This window comes from Ewingella sp. AOP9-I1-14, assembly GCF_052375995.1.
Lineage (GTDB): Bacteria > Pseudomonadota > Gammaproteobacteria > Enterobacterales > Enterobacteriaceae > Ewingella > Ewingella allii.
Genome location: NZ_JBQSVA010000003.1, coordinates 365,969 through 383,100, shown reverse-complemented (window position 1 = coordinate 383,100; position 17,132 = coordinate 365,969). Strand labels below are relative to the sequence as shown.

Genomic DNA, 17,132 nt, shown 5'->3' with positions numbered 1-17,132 from the left:
ATGAATAGCATACTGATCCCGCGTATCAGGTTCGCCTGCAAGCTGACTTTCGCCATTCTCGGCGCGTTGGTTCTCGGCTTCTATATGCAGCTGGAAACCCCGCGCTGGGCGGCGATGACCGCGGCGATCGTCACCTCCGGCCCGGCGATGGCGGCGGGCGGAGAACCCTTCGCCGGTGCCATTCGCCACCGTGGCTTCCTGCGCGTTATCGGTACCTTTTTCGGCTGTATCGCGGCGTTAGTCATTGTTATCGCCACGGCGCGTGCCCCGGTAGTGATGCTGCTTTTATGCTGCATCTGGGCTGGGGTCTGTACCTGGTGGTCCTCGCTGGTTCGCGTCGAGAACTCCTATGCGCTCGGGCTGGCGGGATATACGGCGCTAATTATCGTAGTGACTTCCGCCGCCACCCCTTTGCAGACGCCGCAGTTTGCCGTCGAGCGCTGTAGTGAAATCGTGATTGGTATTTGCTGCGCCATCGTGGCCGACCTGCTGTTTTCCCCGCGCTCGATCAAAACCGACATTGACCGGGCGGTTAGCCAACTGCTGCTAGACCAGTTCGCGCTGATGCGGCTGTGTATTAATCGTGGTGATAAAGAGGATGTTGACAAGTCGTGGGGCAATCTTATCAAGAGCACCACCGCGCTTAACGGCATGCGTAACAGCCTAATGATGGAGTCTTCGCGCTGGCAGCGTTGCAACCGGCGGTTGAAAGCATTGCACAGCACCTCGCTGAGTTTGATTACGCAGGCCTGCGAAACCTATCTTATTTTGCAAAACTCCCCTGACCGGGTGACGCCTGAGATCAAAGCGCTGTTTGCCGAACCGGCAGAGACGCCGCTGGAAGTGCGTCGGCGGATGAAACAGCTGCGTTTGGCGGTTTCTTCCTCCCATAGCAAAGATATTTTGCTCACCGTCACCAGCTGGATTGGAGCCGGAACGCGCGCGCTGCTGCTGATTAAGGGCATTCATACCAATAGCAGCATTAGCAATCTGGAAGCCGATTTGCTCAATACCGAGGTGGAAGTCAGGCCAGCCTCCGCCGAGCGCCACCACGCGCTGATTAACGGCATTCGCACCTTTGTCGCCAGCGCGGCGGGCTGCCTGCTGTGGCTATGGACCGGCTGGACCTCGGCGAGTGGTTGCGTAGTGATCATTGCGGTAGTGACCTCATTGGCGATGCGCACTCCAAATCCGAAAGGCATGGCGATAGACTTCGTGGTCGGCATGCTGCTGGCAATCCCGGTTGGCTCCATTTACTTCATGCTCATCATGCCCGCCACCCAGCAGAGCCTGTTCTTGCTCTGCCTTTGTCTGGGGATTTTGACCTTCTTCATTGGGATTGAAGTGCAGAAGCGTCGTCTGGGTATGCTGGGGCTATTGGCGGGTACTATCAACGTGCTGGTGCTCAGTAACCCAATGAAATTTAACGTAAGCGCATTTCTCGACAATGCAACGGGCCAGGCGATTGGTACCATTATCGCGCTGGTGGTGCTGCTGCTAATTCGCGACAAATCGCGCGATAAAACCGGGCGCACTCTGCTGAACCGCTTTATGAGCAGCGCGGTGTCGGCCTTAACCACCAAGGCGTATCGCCGTCGTGAGAACCACCTTCCGGCCCTTTACCATCAGTTGAATCAGCTGCTGGTGATGTTCCCGAATGACATTGATAAATACCGTCTGGCGCTGATGCTGATCATCGCGCACCAGCGAATGAAAATGGCGGAGATCCCGGTCAGCGAAGAGCTATCTGCCTTCCACAAGAAAATCCGTAATACCGCCGACCACGTGGTGTCGTCGGGCGAAGGCAAGCGAACTTACTACTACCAGCGGCTGTTGTCCGAGCTGAATGAGTATCAGCAAAAGCTAGTGGAACACGACGCGCCGCTCAAGGTGACAGAGCCGGTCAAACGACTCGCCGATATGCTGCACAAGTACCAGCACGCCTTTCTGGCCTAACGGTCAGACTCGCGTAAATCATGCCGGGGCCTTTAATGCTCCGGCTTTTTTTTTCCTTATGCCGCATGGACATGATGTGCGGTCTGAAGCCCGCAGTCCGTATTAGCCGCTATACTTAAGCGATTCAAGACTGAAACTTACATTCTTACGTCGTTGTTTTCGAACGATGTTTATTAGCAGGAGAGACAACCTTTATGTCAGCCAATCAACAGAAACTCACTTCTCACAAACTGTTTAAAACCGGGTTTTATGTGGGCGGCAAATGGCAAGAAGCCAAAGAAACTTTTGATGTGTTAAACCCAGCCACTGGCGACGTGGTGGCGAAAGTCGCCAAAGCAGGCAAAACGGAAACCAACGCGGCCATCAAAGCCGCCAGCGACGCACTGCCGGCATGGCGCAAAAAAACCGGCAAGGCGCGCTCTGAGATTTTGCACCGTTGGTATGAACTGATGATTGAAAACAAACAGTTCCTCGGCGAGCTGATGGTGGCCGAGCAGGGTAAGCCGCTGAAAGAGGCCTTGGGCGAAGTGGAGTACGCCGCCAGCTACCTGCAATGGTTTAGCGAAGAGGCCAAGCGCGCCAACGGCGAGATCATCCCGCCAGTGAAAGAGGGTTCACGCATCTTTGCGACCCGCGAACCGATTGGCGTGGTTGCGGCCATTACGCCGTGGAACTTCCCGCTGGCGATGCTGACCCGCAAACTCGGCCCCGCGCTGGCCGCGGGCTGTACCGGCTTGATTAAACCTGCCAACAACACGCCGCTGTCAGCCTTCGCGCTGCTGGAGTTGGCACAACTGGCGGGTGTTCCAGACGGGGTTATCAACGGCGTGGCCGGTGATACGCATGCTATCAGCGACGCCATCATGGCCAGCAACGAGGTGCGTAAAATCTCCTTCACCGGCTCGACCGAAGTGGGTAAAACGCTGGTGCGCAACAGCGCCGACACCATGAAGAAAGTGTCGATGGAGCTGGGCGGAAACGCGCCCTATATCGTGTTTGACGACGCCGACCTTGATGCCGCGGTGAAAGGCGCGGTGAGCTGCAAATTCCGCAACAGTGGGCAGGTTTGCGTGTGCATTAACCGTATTTACGTGCAGGACGGTGTCTACGACAAGTTCGTCACGGCGCTGGCGGAAGAAGTGCGCAAGCTGAAAGTCGGTAACGGCATGGACGACGGCGTGATTGTCGGCCCGCTGATTGATATCAAAGGGTTAGAGAAGGTTGAAGACCACGTCAAAGACGCGCTGGAGAAGGGCGGTCGTCTGGTGGTCGGTGGTCAGCGCCACGAACTGGGCGGCAACTTCTATCAGCCGACGGTGATTGCCGACGCCAACGACGACATGAAAGTGGCGGCAGATGAAACCTTCGGCCCGCTGGCGGCCTGTTTCCGCTTCAAAACCGAAGAAGAGGTTATCGAGCGCGCCAACGCCACGCCGTTTGGCCTGGCGGCATACTTCTATACTCAAAACTTGCAGCGCGTATTCCGCGTTGCCGAAGCGATTGAAAGTGGCATGATTGGGATTAACGAATCTGCGCTTTCTACCGAAGTCGCGCCGTTTGGCGGGGTGAAAGAGTCCGGGCTGGGCCGAGAAGGTTCGGTGTTAGGTCTGGAAGAATATTTACAGGTGAAAACCTTACATTTAGGTAATCTGTAGAGACATACTAAAATGCTGAATCAGTAATCTGAATGAGTATAAACAGGGCAATGATGAATCGATTGAAAGGGCTGCGTCAGCGCAGCGTTTGGATAAGTTTGTGCCTCGGGCTGTTGGCGGGGTCGTTCTCGTCTGTCGTTTTGGCGAAACAATCCTCTGATACGCTGGCTTGGTTGACCTCGGAGCAAACCGTGGTGAGCTATTTGCGGCAGAATCATCGGTTGCCCGACTATTACGTGACTAAACGGCAGGCACGTGATGCGGGATGGGACGCCCGCGCGGGCAATCTGTGTCAGGTCTTACCGGGTAAGGCCATAGGCGGCGACAGGTTCTCAAACCGTGAAGGGCGCCTGCCTAATGCTTATAAACGCGTGTGGCGCGAGGCGGATATCAACTATCGCTGCGGGCGGCGCGGCGCCGACCGCGTGCTGTTCGCCAGCGATGGCCTGATTTACGTCAGCCGCGATCACTATAAACAATTTGTTCGGGTGGAGTGACATCGATGAATAAAGTGGTCTTCGATTTTAATCATATTCCCGATTTGCCCGCGTTTTATAGCGAGTTTTCCCGACAATTTGGTCTGAGCGAGAGCTTTGGTGCCAATCTTGACGCACTCTGGGATGAGGTGACGGGAGGCATTACGCTGCCCGTTGAAATTGATTTTGCCCATCTGAATGCCAGCCGTAAACGGCGTTTTGGCGCACTGATTCTGCTGTTTGAAGAGGCGGAAGAGGAGCTGGACGGCGAGCTGCGTTTTAACGTGCAAGAGAAAGCGGCGGCAGCGACGGGTAAAGCTAAAGAGTAAGCGAAAGAGTAGGCGGGAGAGAGTGAAAAGTAGCAGCCACCCGGTGACTCGCGGTGGCTACTGCTGATGGCTGAAAAGACTTACAGGTCTTTGGCTTCGGCCAGCTCGCGCAGATATTGGAAAATCTGGCGGTAAGATTTAGGCGGCTTATTGGCTGCCTTTTCTTTTTGTGCGTTACGGATAAGCGCGCGCAGCTGCTGGCGATCGGCCTCTGGATAAAGCTCCAGCACCGGCGGGATCGCGTCGTCGCCATCTTCCACCAGACGGTCACGCAGCTGTTCCAGTTTGTGGAACAGGGAAACCTGCTGGTTGTGGCGGTTTTTCAGCTTATCCAGCGCGGTGGTGATAGGATCAACATCGCGGGAACGCAGCATTTTACCAATCAGCTGTAGCTGACGGCGGCGGCCTTCTTTCTTGATCTTCTGGGCTAAATCGATGGCGGCGCGCAGATCATCATCTAGCGGCAGCTTGTCCAGCGAGTTCTTGCCTAAATCGACCATCTCTTGACCCAAATCTTTCAGGGCTTCGGCGTCGCGTTTAATTTCACTTTTGCTGACCCAGATGATTTCATCATCTTCTTCGTTCTCGTTGCTCTCGGGAACGTCATCCAGCCAGTCGTCAATTTTCTTTGTCATGAGTGCTTCCTCCTTGGGAGGTTTTCCTATCATTTTTCATTGTGCTTTATTGCTTGGCGGCATTATGCATGGTTATGGGGTTTACCTCCACGTTCTGTTGCATATTAAGCCGCTTCCTAGCGTGTCGGGTGCGAAATAATGGGGCGTCTCTGTTAGACTCAAAGACAACGTAACCTCTTTTTTCTCATAAGTGATGGCAGGCTGATGAACGTAGTCAATCAAGTTGCAGAACAGCGTAAGACACTGGAACAGGCCGTAGCTCAGGCCCTCGAATTAGCGAAAGCCGGTTCAGACGGTGCTGAAGTCGCGGTCAGCAAGACCACCGGCATTGGGGTAAGCACCCGCTTTGGTGATGTTGAGAACGTCGAATTCAACAGCGACGGCGCGTTAGGCATTACCGTCTATTATCAGAATCGTAAAGGCAGCGCGTCATCTACCGATCTCAGCTCAGATGCCATTTCTCGCACCGTGCAGGCCGCGCTGGACATCGCCCGCTTCACGTCTCCTGACCCTTTCGCGGGCGTCGCCGATAAAGAGATGCTGGCTTTTGATGCGCCGGATTTGGACCTGTTCCACCCAACCGAATTAGACGCCGATCGTGGCATTGAGCTGGCAGCCCGCGCCGAGCAGGCCGCATTAGCCGCCGATAAGCGCATCACTAATAGCGAAGGCGGCAGCTTCAACAGCCATTACGGCATTCGCGTTTTCGGCAACAGCCACGGCATGTTGCAGAGCTACTGCTCGACGCGCCACTCGATTTCCGCCTCGGTGATTGCCGAGCACGATGGCGACATGGAGCGCGATTACGCCTATACCATCGCGCGTAAAATGAGTGATTTGGCGAATCCTGAATGGGTGGGTGCCGAGTGCGCACGCCGCACGCTGTCGCGCCTCTCTCCGCGTAAATTGCCAACGATGAAAGCCCCGGTGCTGTTCGCCTCTGAAGTAGCGACCGGCCTGTTCGGCCACTTGGTCGGCGCTATCAGCGGCGGCAGCATCTACCGTAAATCCTCTTTCTTGCTCGACAGTCTGGGCAAGCAGATTCTGCCGGAGTGGCTGACGATTGAAGAGCATCCGCACCTGCTGCAAGGCTTGGCTTCTACGCCGTTCGACAGCGAAGGCGTGCGCACCCAGCGGCGTGACATCGTCAAAGACGGCGTGCTGCAAAGCTGGCTGATGACCTGCTACTCGGCGCGCAAGCTCGGCCTGCAAACCACCGGCCACGCGGGCGGCATCCACAACTGGCGCATTGCCGGGCAGGGCGATGACTTCGCCGCTATGCTGCGCAAAATGGGCAAAGGCTTAGTCGTAACTGAGCTGATGGGCCAGGGCGTCAGCGGCGTGACCGGCGACTACTCGCGCGGCGCGGCGGGCTTCTGGGTGGAAAACGGTGAAATTCAGTATCCGGTTAGCGAAATAACCATCGCTGGCAATCTGAAAGACATGTGGCGCAACATGGTGAGTATTGGCAGCGACATCGAAACGCGCAGCAATATTCAGTGTGGCTCCGTGCTGCTGCCAGAGATGAAAATCGCCGGCGAATAATCGTTTTCTTCGCGTTATCCGCGCAGCGATCGCCCGATCGCTGCGTTTTTTTTATCCTTTTCCGCTCAGACATTACTTATTTACAAAAAAGCTCTGCCACTTTTTCCTTCGCCCATTTATTTTGTCATTGCTGAATAAGTAATGTCGTTTTTTAACAAAATTATAAATTTCTATTAACCTAGATGGATGACCCGAAAATGCGTAAACATTTGATAGCAATGGTTGCCGTTGCCCTACTTGGAAGCAGTTCTGTGGTTCTGGCGGCGGATGTCGGCACCAACATGGACACTATCGCCGATAACTACGGCAAAGCGCTGAAAGCCAGCAATGCACAGGATTTCGAAGCGAGCCTGGCGAACATGAAAGCCGCCGCGCTGGACGCTAAAAACGCAACCCCGCCAAAACTGGAAGGGAAAGCGGCCAACAGCCCAGAGATTCAGGATTACAAAAAAGGCATGGATGATTTAGTGGCCGGTATCGACAAAGCCTCTGCATTGGCGAAGGCTGGCAAACTGGATGACGCGAAGAAGGAAGCGCAAGGCTTCAAAGCGATTCGTGACGAGAACCATAAGAAGTTCAGATAAGATTTATACGCCCTCCCGATCATCGGGAGGGCGTGACGCTGACTAGCGGTACTCTCCGGCTGCTTCCGGCTGATACAACAACTCTAGCACTTTAACCAGGCTCTCTTTGCCATTGGGCATCGTCCACGTGATGCTACTACCCACGCGCAGGCCCAGCAGTGCCGCACCTAGCGGCGCCATCACGGACAGCTGCTCATCGGTATCTTTTAACGCCGCCGGGAAAACCAGCGTGCGAACATGTTCTTCCCCTTCGTTGCCTTCCGTGAAGCGTACCTTACTGTTCATCGTCACGACGGCGGCAGGCATCTCCTGCGGCGGCAGGATTTCAGCGCGATCCAGTTCTTCGTTTAATGCCTCTGCCACCGGGCTGCTTGCGTAAGCAGGCTTCGCCAGTAAGGAATCTAAACGTTCTGCATCCAGCTCGTTGATGGTCAGGGTCGGTTTGCTCATAGCATTATTCCTATTTCCTTCTGAGTCGCCATCGCGAGCGATGGTGTTGGGTGGCATGGTTGCCGATTGTCAAAAAGCAACACCCCCGCGCACTAGCGCAGGGGTGTTGGCGTTTTTCGAATTTCTCATCTGATACTAGGCAGAGATAGCGCAAAATGGAAGGGCTATCCTTTCATTCGTCACTACTAAAACTCCGTTAAGCAGTGAAATACCCTGAACCCTCGCCGTCTGATAGTCGTATCCCCAGATTAATCCCAGTTTTGAGAATGTGATCCGCTTAGGTCACTGCATTTCCACTTTGAACTGGAAAAAAACCATCTACACAGGAAATGCCCGCGGGGTTAGGGTAAAGACAGATGAAATAAACGCGCTTTTTTTAGCATTGCATGGCAAGGAGAGGGGTAACCGCGAGTGAATAACGGAACCGCATCTGTTAATACGGCAGGGCAAATTGGTTTGGAAGACGCAGAAGCAACCACAGAGAAAGTGTTAAAAGATATTCAGGTTATGTTGAACGCCGAAAATATCTATACCAATGATGTCCAGCAGCAGATGTTAGCCTCGCACGTTAAGGCAATGGTATTACGCTCTATTACCGGTGAGCCATTACCCGAGGTGGAAAAAGAGCTGTTTGACGAAATTTCTGCGGAGTCAATGCGAATGGCGGAGCGGGTTGTCGACCTGTTCGGTAATTTACCTATCGAAGAGGCTTATTTACTCTCGGTACATTTTGAAGTCGCAAAAGACAATAATTCTTAACAATTTAAATTTTACTCAATTTATCTGGAGAAAGAACTCATGGGACAAATTACCGTTGTTATCGGCGACCGTTTAGGGAAAGGCCAGAAAGTTGCAGCAGGCGTAGAAGCCGCAGGTGGCAAGGCTATCGTGGTGCCGGGCGTGGCCGCTGACATGAAATTAGGCGACGTGATGAAAGCAGAAAATGCCACCTTCGGCATCTCTTTCTGCGGCAGTGGCGGCGCGGGCGCAATTACTGCGCAAACCAAATACGGATATAAAGCAAAATATGGAATGCGCTCTGTGGATGAAGGCGTAACTGCAATTAACGAAGGCTGTAATGTATTAGGTTTCGGATTTATGGATAAAGAAGAGCTGGGTCAACGCCTGGTTGAAGCTTATATCAAGAAATTCGGCCAGCCGTAATGAAACAACAATTAACCACCACTGTTCGGGTTGAAGGAAAAGGCGAAAATAAGGCCGCCGCCTTTTCTGCCGCGCTGAGTCAGGTGCAAAGAACCGTTCTTAAATCTACGAATAATATCTTGCTGCGAATTGAACCGCAGGACGTCAAGGTGATCACCGCAGAAGAGACGGTAAGAAAGGAAAAGTTCCTGTTCTTTTTTCTGGCCAGAGAAAGGAAGAGTTATTACGTAGTGCTCGATATTACCGTCAATATGACGGCAATAGAGACTGACAAGGTAGTTTTTGTCACTAAATAAGGAGCCATTGAGTCAAGAATATTATTTCTTGGTGCAAGGCTCTAAAAACGTTAGCTATAAATGACAAGGATATACTGATGTTTTTAATTATTTTATTTAAGTCGCTTATTATCGGCGGATTGGTCGGCGTGGGCGTAGGTGCAGGTGCTGCACGTATGTTTCACGCGCCAAGCGTGCAAGGGATGGGGGCTTTTCGTACTCTTGGGGAATTAAATTCCTGTGAAGGCGATCCAGCTTCGCATTTCTCTTTCGGTTTAGGCTTCTTCTTCAACGCCTGGGCATCTTCTGTCGCTGCAGGTTCCTTCACACAAGACGTCGACCACCGCATTATTCCTCACTGGGCAGCCGCCTCGTTGATGGTGAAAAACCGCAACGTGTCTGAAACCCTGCATGATCCGCGCAAGATGGCCATCGCCGGTGCTGTTATCGGCATGATTGTCGTCGCGTTCCTTAACACCACCGCCTCCGCCGTACCGGCAGCCTTGCAGGTTACCGCGGTGAAAGTGCTGGTGCCCGCTGCTAACCTGTTGGTCAACACCGTCATGCCAGTGATCTTCTGGCTGGCTGCGATTGACGCAGGCCGCCGCTCCGGCTTCTGGGCCACCATCTTCGGTGGTTTGGCGCAGATGATCATGGGTAACGCCGTGCCGGGTCTGGTACTGGGTATCTTGATTGGTAAAGGCGTCGAAGAGGGCGGCTGGAACCATGTGACTAAGGTGATGATGGCGGCAATTATTGCGCTGTTCGTGCTCAGCGGGTTCTTCCGCGGTTTCGATGTGAAATTGCTGCAGTCCTTCATGTTGGATGTTCCGGCATGGTTGAACGGCATTCACAACTCTCTCAGCGGCAAGTAACAGGGGATTATGACAATGGAAGAACAAGCCAAAAGTGGTTTTTGGTACGCCGAGTGGTCGTTCCCGATCTTCGTCGGATTACTCTCCTCCGGGGTATTTGCCGGTACGCACATGTACTACCTGTACGGCATCGGTGCTTTTAACGAAGTCGCCTTCGTCTCAATGCTGCGTTCCGGCATGGATACCGGGGTGTATGGCGCAGTAGCGGCCTTCGGCGCGAGCTTCTTGTTCGCCCGTATTATCGAAGGTTCGCTGGTCGGTATTCTTGATATCGGCGGCGCTATCCAGACGGGTATTGGGCTAGGGGTTCCGGCGATTCTGCTGGGTGCTGGCATCGTGTTCCCGGTGGCGAACTTCGCGGCGTCTCTGGTGACTGGCCTGATTCTGGGGCTGGCGGTAGGTTACATCATCATTCTGGCGCGTAAATTTACCATCAACCAGAGTAACTCGACCTATGGCGCAGACGTCATGATGGGCGCGGGTAACGCCTCAGGCCGCTTCCTCGGCCCGTTGATTATCCTCTCCGCCATGGCGGCTTCAATCCCCATCGGTCTGGGGTCATTGCTCGGCGCGCTGGTGTTCTATATCTGGCAGAAACCGATCACCGGCGGCGCAATTTTAGGCGCGATGATCCTCGGTGCAATTTTCCCAGTATCGCTGTAGTAGAAAGCAATAAAACGAGTTAAATCAGGCGTCGGCGGCTCGCCGCTGACGCCTAAAAGCGGGACAGAACGGGTCGGGTGGCCACTGTGACTGCCCTGCGTTTACGGAGAATGGCGTATGTTGTATGACCTGATAATCCGACAGGCAAAAAGCTCAGACGGCAGCTTGACGGATATTGCAATTCACGACGGTAAAATCGCCGCCATCGGCCAGCTGGATTCCAGCGTCAGCGCCAAACGGATTCTCGAACTACAGGGCAAGGTTTTCGCCAGCGCCGGGTGGATCGACTCTCATGTTCACTGTTATAGCAAATCGCCGATTTATCACGACGAGCCGGATTTAGTCGGCGTCGCCAGCGGCGTCACCACGGTTATTGATGCAGGCAGCACCGGCGCGAACGACGTCGATGACTTCTACCAGCTGACCCGCCAGGCCAAAACCAACGTCTTTGCTTTCCTCAATATCGCCCGTACCGGCATCGTGACCCAAAACGAGCTGGCGGACATGGAGCAAATCGACAAAGTGGGCGTGCGCGAATCCATTGCCCGCAACCCCGGCTTCATCATTGGTATCAAAGCTCGTATGAGCAGCAGCGTAGTGGGCAAAAACGGCATTAAGCCGCTGATCCGCGCCAAAGAAATTCAGCAGGAAAACGACGACCTGCCGCTGATGGTGCACATTGGCAATAACCCGCCAAATCTGGATGAAATCGCCGATTTACTCACTTCGGGCGACATCATCACCCACTGCTACAACGGCAAACCCAACCGCATTTTATCGCCAGAGGGCGTGCTGCGAGATTCGATTAAACGCGCCCTGAGCCGCGGCGTGCGTCTCGACGTCGGCCACGGCAGCGCCAGCTTTAGCTTTGAAGTGGCCCAGTTGGCCATTCAGCAAGGCATTTTGCCGCACACCATCAGCTCCGATATTTACTGCCGCAACCGCGTCAACGGCCCGGTCCACAGCCTGGCCGCGGTGATGTCCAAGTTCTTTACCGTCGGCATGACGTTAGAACAGGTGATTGATTGCGTCACCTGTAACGCCGCCGACGCGCTTCGCCTGCCGTCAAAAGGACGCCTCGAAGTCGGTGCCGATGCTGACCTGACGCTGTTTGAGATCCAACACGCGCCGAAAGTCTTTCTCGACTCCGAAGGCCAGTCAGTGACCGGCGAACACCATCTGATCCCACTGGCCGCCGTGGTCGCTGGCGTCACCCTATTAACTGATGAAGGGAAATCAAATCATGTCTTCCAATGCTGATCTCTACGAAAAATATAAGCTAAAACAGGTCATTAATGCTTCAGGTCGTATGACCGCGCTGGGCGTGTCTACCCCGCGCCCGGAAGTGGCTGACGTGGTGAATACTGGTCTGAATCACTACTTCGAAATGAAGGATTTGGTCAATAAAACCGGGGCTTACATCGCCAAACTGCTGGATGTTGAAAACGCGGTAGTGGTGTCCTGCGCCTCGGCGGGGATTGCTCAGTCCGTCGCCGCCGTGATTATCAAAGACAATGCCTGGCTGCTGGAAAACCTGCACGCCGCGCCGCTGGACGTGCCGCACGACATCGTGCTGCCGAAGGGCCACAATGTAAACTTCGGCGCGCCGGTCGGCACCATGATCACCCTGGGTGGCGGTAAAATTGTTGAAGCCGGTTATGCCAACGAATGCTCTGCTGCCCAGCTGGCGGCCTGCATTACGCCGCGCACCGCCGCGATTATGTACATCAAATCGCACCACTCGGTGCAGAAAAGCATTCTCTCCGTGGAAGAAGCCGCCGCCGTGGCGCAGGAGCACAACCTCCCGCTGATCGTCGATGCCGCCGCTGAAGAAGATCTGACCTGCTACTACAACATGGGCGCAACGCTGGTGATTTACAGCGGCGCGAAGGCCATCGAAGGCCCAACCAGCGGCTTGGTGCTGGGCAAGCACCAGTACGTCGAGTGGGTGAAGCAGCAGGCCGGCGGCATTGGCCGCGCGATGAAAGTGGGTAAAGAGGGCATTCTTGGCTTAACGCAGGCGATTGAAAGTTACATCACTCAGCCGAAAACCACCGGGCAGGAGATGGTGGACAAGATGACGCCATTCATCGACAGCCTGAACCAAATCAACGGTGTGAGTGGCCGCGTGGTGTGGGACAGCGCCGGGCGCGACATTGCGCGCACCGAAATCACGTTCGACGAAGCCGTGCTGGGTTGGAAAACCAAAGCCATCGTGGAAGCGATGAAAGAGGGCGATATCGCGGTGTACTTCCGTGGCTACCGCGCCAACGAAGGCAAGATTGAAGTCGACGTGCGCAGCGTGACTCCGCCGCAGTTAGCCATCGTCGCTGAACGTTTCAAACAACTTTTTGATGGAGCAAAAGCATGAACCTGACCCCGAACTTCTACCGCGATCGCGTGTGTCTGAACGTGCTGGCAGGCTCCAAAGACAACGCCCGCGACATCTATGACGCGGCGCAGGGCCACGTGCTGGTTGGCGTGCTTTCCAAGAACTATGCCGATGTACCTTCTGCCGTGGCGGATATGAAAGAGTACGCGTCGCTGATTGAAAATGCCCTGTCCGTCGGGCTTGGCGCGGGCGATCCGCGCCAGTCGCTGATGGTCAGCCTGATTTCACAGCAGGTCCAGCCGCAGCACGTCAATCAGGTGTTCACCGGCGTGGGCACCAGCCGCGCGCTGTTGGGCCAAAACGACAGCGTGGTTAACGGCCTGATCTCCCCAACCGGCAAAGTGGGCTGGGTTAAAATCAACACCGGGCCATTGAGCGCCTCGCAGCCCGAAGCCATCGTGCCGGTCGAAACCGCCATTGCGCTGCTCAAAGACATGGGCGGCAGCTCGGTGAAATACTTCCCGATGGGCGGCCTGAAGACCCGTGATGAGTTCGCCGCCGTGGCGCGCGCCTGCGCCGAGCACGATTTCTGGCTGGAGCCGACCGGTGGTATCGATCTGGAAAACTTCGAGCCGATCATGGAGATCGCCCTCGAAGCCGGGGTGAGCAAAATCATTCCGCACATTTATAGCTCGATTATCGACAGCGCCAGCGGCGACACCCGTCCGGCCGATGTCAGAACCCTGCTGGCGAGCGTCAAAAAGCTCGTAAGCTGAGGTTTATTCTCGTATTCCAATCCGCGCCGTCAGTTCGCTGCGCTGTTAAACACCCTGCGTCGCCGTTTTATGGCGCAGGATCCCGCGTTTGTCTGGCAATCCCTTTGATTTGAGGAAATGTATGAGAAACTGGTTACTGATTTCAGGTTTAACATCCGCGATGCTGGCGATGTCTGCCACGCCGCTCTACGCAGCAGAAAAAGCTATGGCCCAAACTTCACACTATGCCTATGTCGGGACTTACAATCCCAATGGCGAAGGCGTCTATCGTTTTAAATTTGATAGCAAAACCGGCGCGCTGACTGAGCGCGTGCTGGCCAGCCAGTTGCCGAATCAGGCACAGATGGTGCTGAGCCATGACGGCAAAACGCTGTTCATTGGCAGCGAAATCGATAACTTCAATGGCGGCAAAAACGGTGCGATTGCGGCATATAAAATCAACCCGCAGGACGGCAGCTTAACGCTGATCAATCAGGTAGATTCACAGGGCGCAGGTCCGGTGTACCTATCGCTGACGCCAAAAGGCGATCACCTGCTGGTGGCTAACTACATCAGCGGCGTGGTGGCGACTTTCCCGGTGGATGCCAGTGGCAAACTGGGCGAAGCCAGCGATCATCAACAGGACTCGGGCCCGGCCGGTGCCGCCAAACCTGAAGCTGCGGCGCCGGGCAGCTTTGCCGCCAGCGACCACAACGGCCCGCACGCGCACATGATCGCCACCGATCCGAGCGGCAAGTTTGTCTTCTCAACCGATCTGGGTCTGGACAGGATCTATCAGTGGAAGCTGGACAGTGCCAGCGGCAAGCTGGAAGCCAACGATCCTCCGTTTATCAACGCCTCTTCCGCCGGTGCGGGGCCGCGCCATTTCGTGTTCCACCCGAACGGCAAAGTGGTGTTCCTGATTAACGAAGAAGCTTCGACCCTGACCAGCTATCGCTTCGACAGCGCCAAAGGCACGTTGACCCAGCTGCACGTGCTCTCTTCATTACCTGCTAACTTTAAAGGCACCAACTTTGCCGCCGGTATCGTGCTGAGCAAGGATGGCCATCACCTTTACGTGGCGAACCGCCTGCATAACAGCATCGCGCAAATCAACGTGACGGGCGAGGGGGCAATGACCTTCGCGGAAGAAGCCTGGACCCGTGGCGACTACCCGCGCACGCTGACCTTGTCGCCGGATGGAAAATACATTTACGCGATGAATCAACGAAGCGATAACATCACTCGATTCAAGATTGCCGCCGAGAGCGGTAAACTGACTTTTGTTGATGATTACACGCCAGTGGGCAGCCCGTCGCAGATGGTGATTGTTCCTTAAGCCGTTTTACCTCGTGAGGTAGGCGGAAAATAACGGGTGCGGGGTGACGCGGTTGGTCATCCCGCCTTGTCATTTCAAGTGGCAGTAGAATTGATGTTTCACAGCAACAACCGACTGGAAGGATTATGGTGAGATTTCCCTATCAACGACTGGCCCATCTGTTTGATGCCCTACAGGCCGAAACGCTGCCTCAGGACGAGCTGGCGAAGCGCCTTGACGTCTCCACTCGCACCGTGCGCGCTGATATTACCGCGCTGAATGAAATTATGGCCCAGTACGGCGCTTCCTTTGTGCATAACCGCGGTAGCGGCTATCAGCTGAAAATCGACGATCAGACGCTGTTCTCTGCGTTGCAGGAAACCAATAATCGTCGGGTCAGCCCAACGCCGCGCACCGCGCCGGAGCGGGTGAATTACCTGCTTATACGCTTTTTGACCTCAGCCTTTTCCCTCAAGCTAGAAGATCTGGCCGATGAATGGTTTGTCAGCCGGGGAACCCTGCAAAATGATATGGCTGAGGTCAGAGAACGTCTGGCACGTTACCACCTGAGCATTGAAACCAAGCCGCGTTACGGCATGAAGCTGTTTGGCGCCGAGCTGGCGATTCGCTCCTGCCTGACGGATTTGCTGTTCCAGCTGGAAAGCGACGAACAGAGCCATCCGCTGCTGAAAACCGAGAGTCTGGCGCTTGAGGCGCTGGGGCCGTTAACCGATTTTATGCACCAGTCGCTGGCGCAGTCCTCGATCCAACTGACCGATGAAGGTGAGCAGTACCTGATTCTGTACTGCGCGGTGGCGATTAAGCGCATTAGCGGCGGCTATCCGTTGACGGATTTTGATGCTGAAGAGGGCGACCCGGCGGTGAAGCAGGTCTCTACGCGCCTGGCGGCCGAGCTTAAGGCGCTAGTAGGTAAGGAGATCCCGGCGGCTGAAGAGGCCTATTTGCGGGTGAATATCGCGGCACGGCGGGTGCAGAACATCCTGCCGACGGATATTAATGCCGATGACGATGAGTCGCTGGTGGACTACATTCTGTCCTACATCAATGCGCACTATAATTATGATTTACAAGGGGATAAGCAGCTCCGCGCCGACTTGCTCACCCATATCAAAACCATGATAACCCGGGTGAAGTATCAGATTAACATCCCCAACCCGCTGCTGAGCAACATCAAACAGCACTACCCAATGGCCTACGACGTCACGCTGGCGGCGGTATCGAGCTGGGGCAAATACACCCCTTATTCGCTCAGTGAAAACGAAATCGGTTTTCTGGTGCTGCATATCGGCGTCGGGTTGGAGCGCCACTACAACATCGGCTACCAGCGCCATCCGCAGGTGATGCTGGTGTGCGATACCGGCAACTCGACCATTCGCATGATTCAGGCGCAGATCAGCCGCAAATACCCGCAGCTGGTGGTGACGCAAGTGGTGACGCTACGAGATTACGAGAAACTGGAGCACATCGACGAAGATTTCATCATCTCCAATGCGCGCATCACCGAGAAGAACAAGCCGGTGGTGGTGCTGTCGCCATTCCCCACCGAGTACCAGATGGAGCAGCTCGGCAAGCTGGTGCTGGTGGACCGCACGCGGCCCTATATGCTGGAGAAGTTTTTCGACGAGCGCCATTTCATGATAATCAATCAGCCGATGACCCAGGCCGAGCTATTCCACAAGGTGTGCAGCCAGCTGGAAGAAGAGGGCTATGTCGACGCAGAGTTCTATCCGTCAGTGGTCGAGCGCGAAGAGATTGTGTCGACCATGCTGGGCGAAGGCATTGCGCTGCCGCACTCGCTGGGGCTGCTCGCCAAGAAGACGGTGGTAATCACCCTGCTATCCCCGCAGGGCATTGAGTGGGGCGATGGCGAAACTGCGCACGTGATTTTCCTGCTGGCGATCAGCAAAGCGGACTATGAAGAGGCGATGGCGATTTACGATTTGTTCGTGACGTTTGTGCGGGAAAGGTCGATGAGCCGTTTGCTAAGTAGTGAGAGTTTTAATTCTTTTAAAGCGATAGCGATAGATTGTTTGAGTAGAATTTAAGAAAAATGCTGCTTTACCCAAAATAGTTCGAGGTGCAGCCAACGCACCTGCACC

18 protein-coding genes are annotated in these 17,132 nt (G+C 54.8%); 16 read left to right on the top strand and 2 right to left on the bottom strand.

Annotated features, from left to right (window positions below):
- From aaeB to ACT3RT_RS11655, 4 genes are all read left to right on the top strand, one after another.
- On the top strand, positions 1 to 1,956 hold the full coding sequence (gene aaeB, locus ACT3RT_RS11670) for a p-hydroxybenzoic acid efflux pump subunit AaeB (protein WP_353500751.1): 1,956 nt from the start codon (positions 1 to 3) through the stop codon (positions 1,954 to 1,956).
- 194 nt (positions 1,957 to 2,150) lie between these two features.
- Positions 2,151 to 3,611: an NAD-dependent succinate-semialdehyde dehydrogenase gene (locus tag ACT3RT_RS11665; protein WP_496203008.1), complete on the top strand. Its 1,461-nt coding sequence runs from the start codon at positions 2,151 to 2,153 to the stop codon at positions 3,609 to 3,611.
- A gap of 50 nt (positions 3,612 to 3,661) precedes the next feature.
- The gene (locus tag ACT3RT_RS11660) at positions 3,662 to 4,108 is read left to right on the top strand and encodes a ribonuclease domain-containing protein (RefSeq protein ID WP_496203007.1); all 447 of its coding nucleotides are present in this window, start codon (positions 3,662 to 3,664) and stop codon (positions 4,106 to 4,108) included.
- Positions 4,109 to 4,113: 5 nt separating this feature from the next.
- Positions 4,114 to 4,416, top strand: coding sequence for a barstar family protein (locus tag ACT3RT_RS11655; RefSeq protein ID WP_353500754.1), 303 nt, complete (start codon positions 4,114 to 4,116; stop codon positions 4,414 to 4,416).
- Positions 4,417 to 4,496: 80 nt separating this feature from the next.
- Here the strand turns inward: ACT3RT_RS11655 and yjgA are convergent, their stop codons facing one another.
- Positions 4,497 to 5,051, bottom strand: a complete 555-nt coding sequence (gene yjgA, locus ACT3RT_RS11650; protein ID WP_353500755.1) for a ribosome biogenesis factor YjgA — start codon at positions 5,049 to 5,051, stop codon at positions 4,497 to 4,499.
- A 204-nt stretch (positions 5,052 to 5,255) separates the two neighbouring features.
- Here yjgA and pmbA point away from each other — a divergent pair, with 204 nt between their 5' ends.
- Positions 5,256 to 6,596, top strand: a complete 1,341-nt coding sequence (gene pmbA / locus ACT3RT_RS11645) for a metalloprotease PmbA (RefSeq protein WP_353500756.1) — start codon at positions 5,256 to 5,258, stop codon at positions 6,594 to 6,596.
- A 197-nt stretch (positions 6,597 to 6,793) separates the two neighbouring features.
- Entirely contained in the window at positions 6,794 to 7,180 is a 387-nt protein-coding gene (gene cybC / locus ACT3RT_RS11640; protein ID WP_485902116.1) for a cytochrome b562, read from the top strand.
- 42 nt (positions 7,181 to 7,222) lie between these two features.
- Here cybC and rnk read toward each other — a convergent pair whose 3' ends face one another.
- Positions 7,223 to 7,630, bottom strand: a complete 408-nt coding sequence (gene rnk, locus ACT3RT_RS11635; protein WP_496203006.1) for a nucleoside diphosphate kinase regulator — start codon at positions 7,628 to 7,630, stop codon at positions 7,223 to 7,225.
- Positions 7,631 to 8,041: 411 nt separating this feature from the next.
- Between rnk and ACT3RT_RS11630 the strand changes: the two genes are divergently transcribed.
- The 10 genes from ACT3RT_RS11630 (at position 8,042) to ACT3RT_RS11585 (ending at position 17,078) form a co-directional block, all read left to right on the top strand.
- Complete coding sequence (locus ACT3RT_RS11630) at positions 8,042 to 8,389, top strand: PRD domain-containing protein (RefSeq protein WP_034786687.1); 348 nt, start codon at positions 8,042 to 8,044, stop codon at positions 8,387 to 8,389.
- A gap of 39 nt (positions 8,390 to 8,428) precedes the next feature.
- Positions 8,429 to 8,794: a glycine-rich SFCGS family protein gene (locus ACT3RT_RS11625; RefSeq protein ID WP_034786688.1), complete on the top strand. Its 366-nt coding sequence runs from the start codon at positions 8,429 to 8,431 to the stop codon at positions 8,792 to 8,794.
- Positions 8,794 to 9,090, top strand: coding sequence for a DUF4312 family protein (locus tag ACT3RT_RS11620; protein ID WP_353500759.1), 297 nt, complete (start codon positions 8,794 to 8,796; stop codon positions 9,088 to 9,090). The genes ACT3RT_RS11625 and ACT3RT_RS11620 overlap by 1 nt, the downstream gene beginning before the upstream one ends.
- Positions 9,091 to 9,167: 77 nt before the next feature.
- Positions 9,168 to 9,944: a DUF4311 domain-containing protein gene (locus ACT3RT_RS11615; protein ID WP_034786690.1), complete on the top strand. Its 777-nt coding sequence runs from the start codon at positions 9,168 to 9,170 to the stop codon at positions 9,942 to 9,944.
- A gap of 15 nt (positions 9,945 to 9,959) precedes the next feature.
- Positions 9,960 to 10,607 (top strand): DUF4310 family protein, encoded by a 648-nt coding sequence (locus tag ACT3RT_RS11610; RefSeq protein ID WP_034786691.1) that lies wholly within the window; start codon positions 9,960 to 9,962, stop codon positions 10,605 to 10,607.
- Between the two features lie 120 nt (positions 10,608 to 10,727).
- Positions 10,728 to 11,867, top strand: a complete 1,140-nt coding sequence (locus ACT3RT_RS11605) for an amidohydrolase/deacetylase family metallohydrolase (RefSeq protein WP_353503881.1) — start codon at positions 10,728 to 10,730, stop codon at positions 11,865 to 11,867.
- Positions 11,851 to 12,978, top strand: a complete 1,128-nt coding sequence (locus ACT3RT_RS11600; RefSeq protein WP_496203005.1) for a DgaE family pyridoxal phosphate-dependent ammonia lyase — start codon at positions 11,851 to 11,853, stop codon at positions 12,976 to 12,978. The genes ACT3RT_RS11605 and ACT3RT_RS11600 overlap by 17 nt, the downstream gene beginning before the upstream one ends.
- Positions 12,975 to 13,715 carry a 2-dehydro-3-deoxy-phosphogluconate aldolase gene (gene dagF / locus ACT3RT_RS11595; protein WP_496203004.1) on the top strand — a complete coding sequence of 247 codons (741 nt, stop codon included), beginning with the start codon at positions 12,975 to 12,977 and terminating at the stop codon, positions 13,713 to 13,715. The genes ACT3RT_RS11600 and dagF overlap by 4 nt, the downstream gene beginning before the upstream one ends.
- Before the next feature lie 121 nt (positions 13,716 to 13,836).
- Positions 13,837 to 15,033 (top strand): lactonase family protein, encoded by a 1,197-nt coding sequence (locus tag ACT3RT_RS11590; RefSeq protein ID WP_353500762.1) that lies wholly within the window; start codon positions 13,837 to 13,839, stop codon positions 15,031 to 15,033.
- Positions 15,034 to 15,158: 125 nt separating this feature from the next.
- Positions 15,159 to 17,078 (top strand): BglG family transcription antiterminator, encoded by a 1,920-nt coding sequence (locus ACT3RT_RS11585; RefSeq protein ID WP_353500763.1) that lies wholly within the window; start codon positions 15,159 to 15,161, stop codon positions 17,076 to 17,078.
- Positions 17,079 to 17,132: the final 54 nt, after the last annotated feature.

Coding starts and splice junctions, on each gene's coding strand:
- aaeB (WP_353500751.1), top strand. CDS start 1: ATGAATAGCATACTGATCCCGCGTATCAGGTTCGCCTGCAAGCTGACT.
- ACT3RT_RS11665 (WP_496203008.1), top strand. CDS start 2,151: ATGTCAGCCAATCAACAGAAACTCACTTCTCACAAACTGTTTAAAACC.
- ACT3RT_RS11660 (WP_496203007.1), top strand. CDS start 3,662: ATGATGAATCGATTGAAAGGGCTGCGTCAGCGCAGCGTTTGGATAAGT.
- ACT3RT_RS11655 (WP_353500754.1), top strand. CDS start 4,114: ATGAATAAAGTGGTCTTCGATTTTAATCATATTCCCGATTTGCCCGCG.
- yjgA (WP_353500755.1), bottom strand. CDS start 5,051: ATGACAAAGAAAATTGACGACTGGCTGGATGACGTTCCCGAGAGCAAC.
- pmbA (WP_353500756.1), top strand. CDS start 5,256: ATGAACGTAGTCAATCAAGTTGCAGAACAGCGTAAGACACTGGAACAG.
- cybC (WP_485902116.1), top strand. CDS start 6,794: ATGCGTAAACATTTGATAGCAATGGTTGCCGTTGCCCTACTTGGAAGC.
- rnk (WP_496203006.1), bottom strand. CDS start 7,630: ATGAGCAAACCGACCCTGACCATCAACGAGCTGGATGCAGAACGTTTA.
- ACT3RT_RS11625 (WP_034786688.1), top strand. CDS start 8,429: ATGGGACAAATTACCGTTGTTATCGGCGACCGTTTAGGGAAAGGCCAG.
- ACT3RT_RS11620 (WP_353500759.1), top strand. CDS start 8,794: ATGAAACAACAATTAACCACCACTGTTCGGGTTGAAGGAAAAGGCGAA.
- ACT3RT_RS11615 (WP_034786690.1), top strand. CDS start 9,168: ATGTTTTTAATTATTTTATTTAAGTCGCTTATTATCGGCGGATTGGTC.
- ACT3RT_RS11610 (WP_034786691.1), top strand. CDS start 9,960: ATGGAAGAACAAGCCAAAAGTGGTTTTTGGTACGCCGAGTGGTCGTTC.
- ACT3RT_RS11600 (WP_496203005.1), top strand. CDS start 11,851: ATGTCTTCCAATGCTGATCTCTACGAAAAATATAAGCTAAAACAGGTC.
- dagF (WP_496203004.1), top strand. CDS start 12,975: ATGAACCTGACCCCGAACTTCTACCGCGATCGCGTGTGTCTGAACGTG.
- ACT3RT_RS11590 (WP_353500762.1), top strand. CDS start 13,837: ATGAGAAACTGGTTACTGATTTCAGGTTTAACATCCGCGATGCTGGCG.
- ACT3RT_RS11585 (WP_353500763.1), top strand. CDS start 15,159: ATGGTGAGATTTCCCTATCAACGACTGGCCCATCTGTTTGATGCCCTA.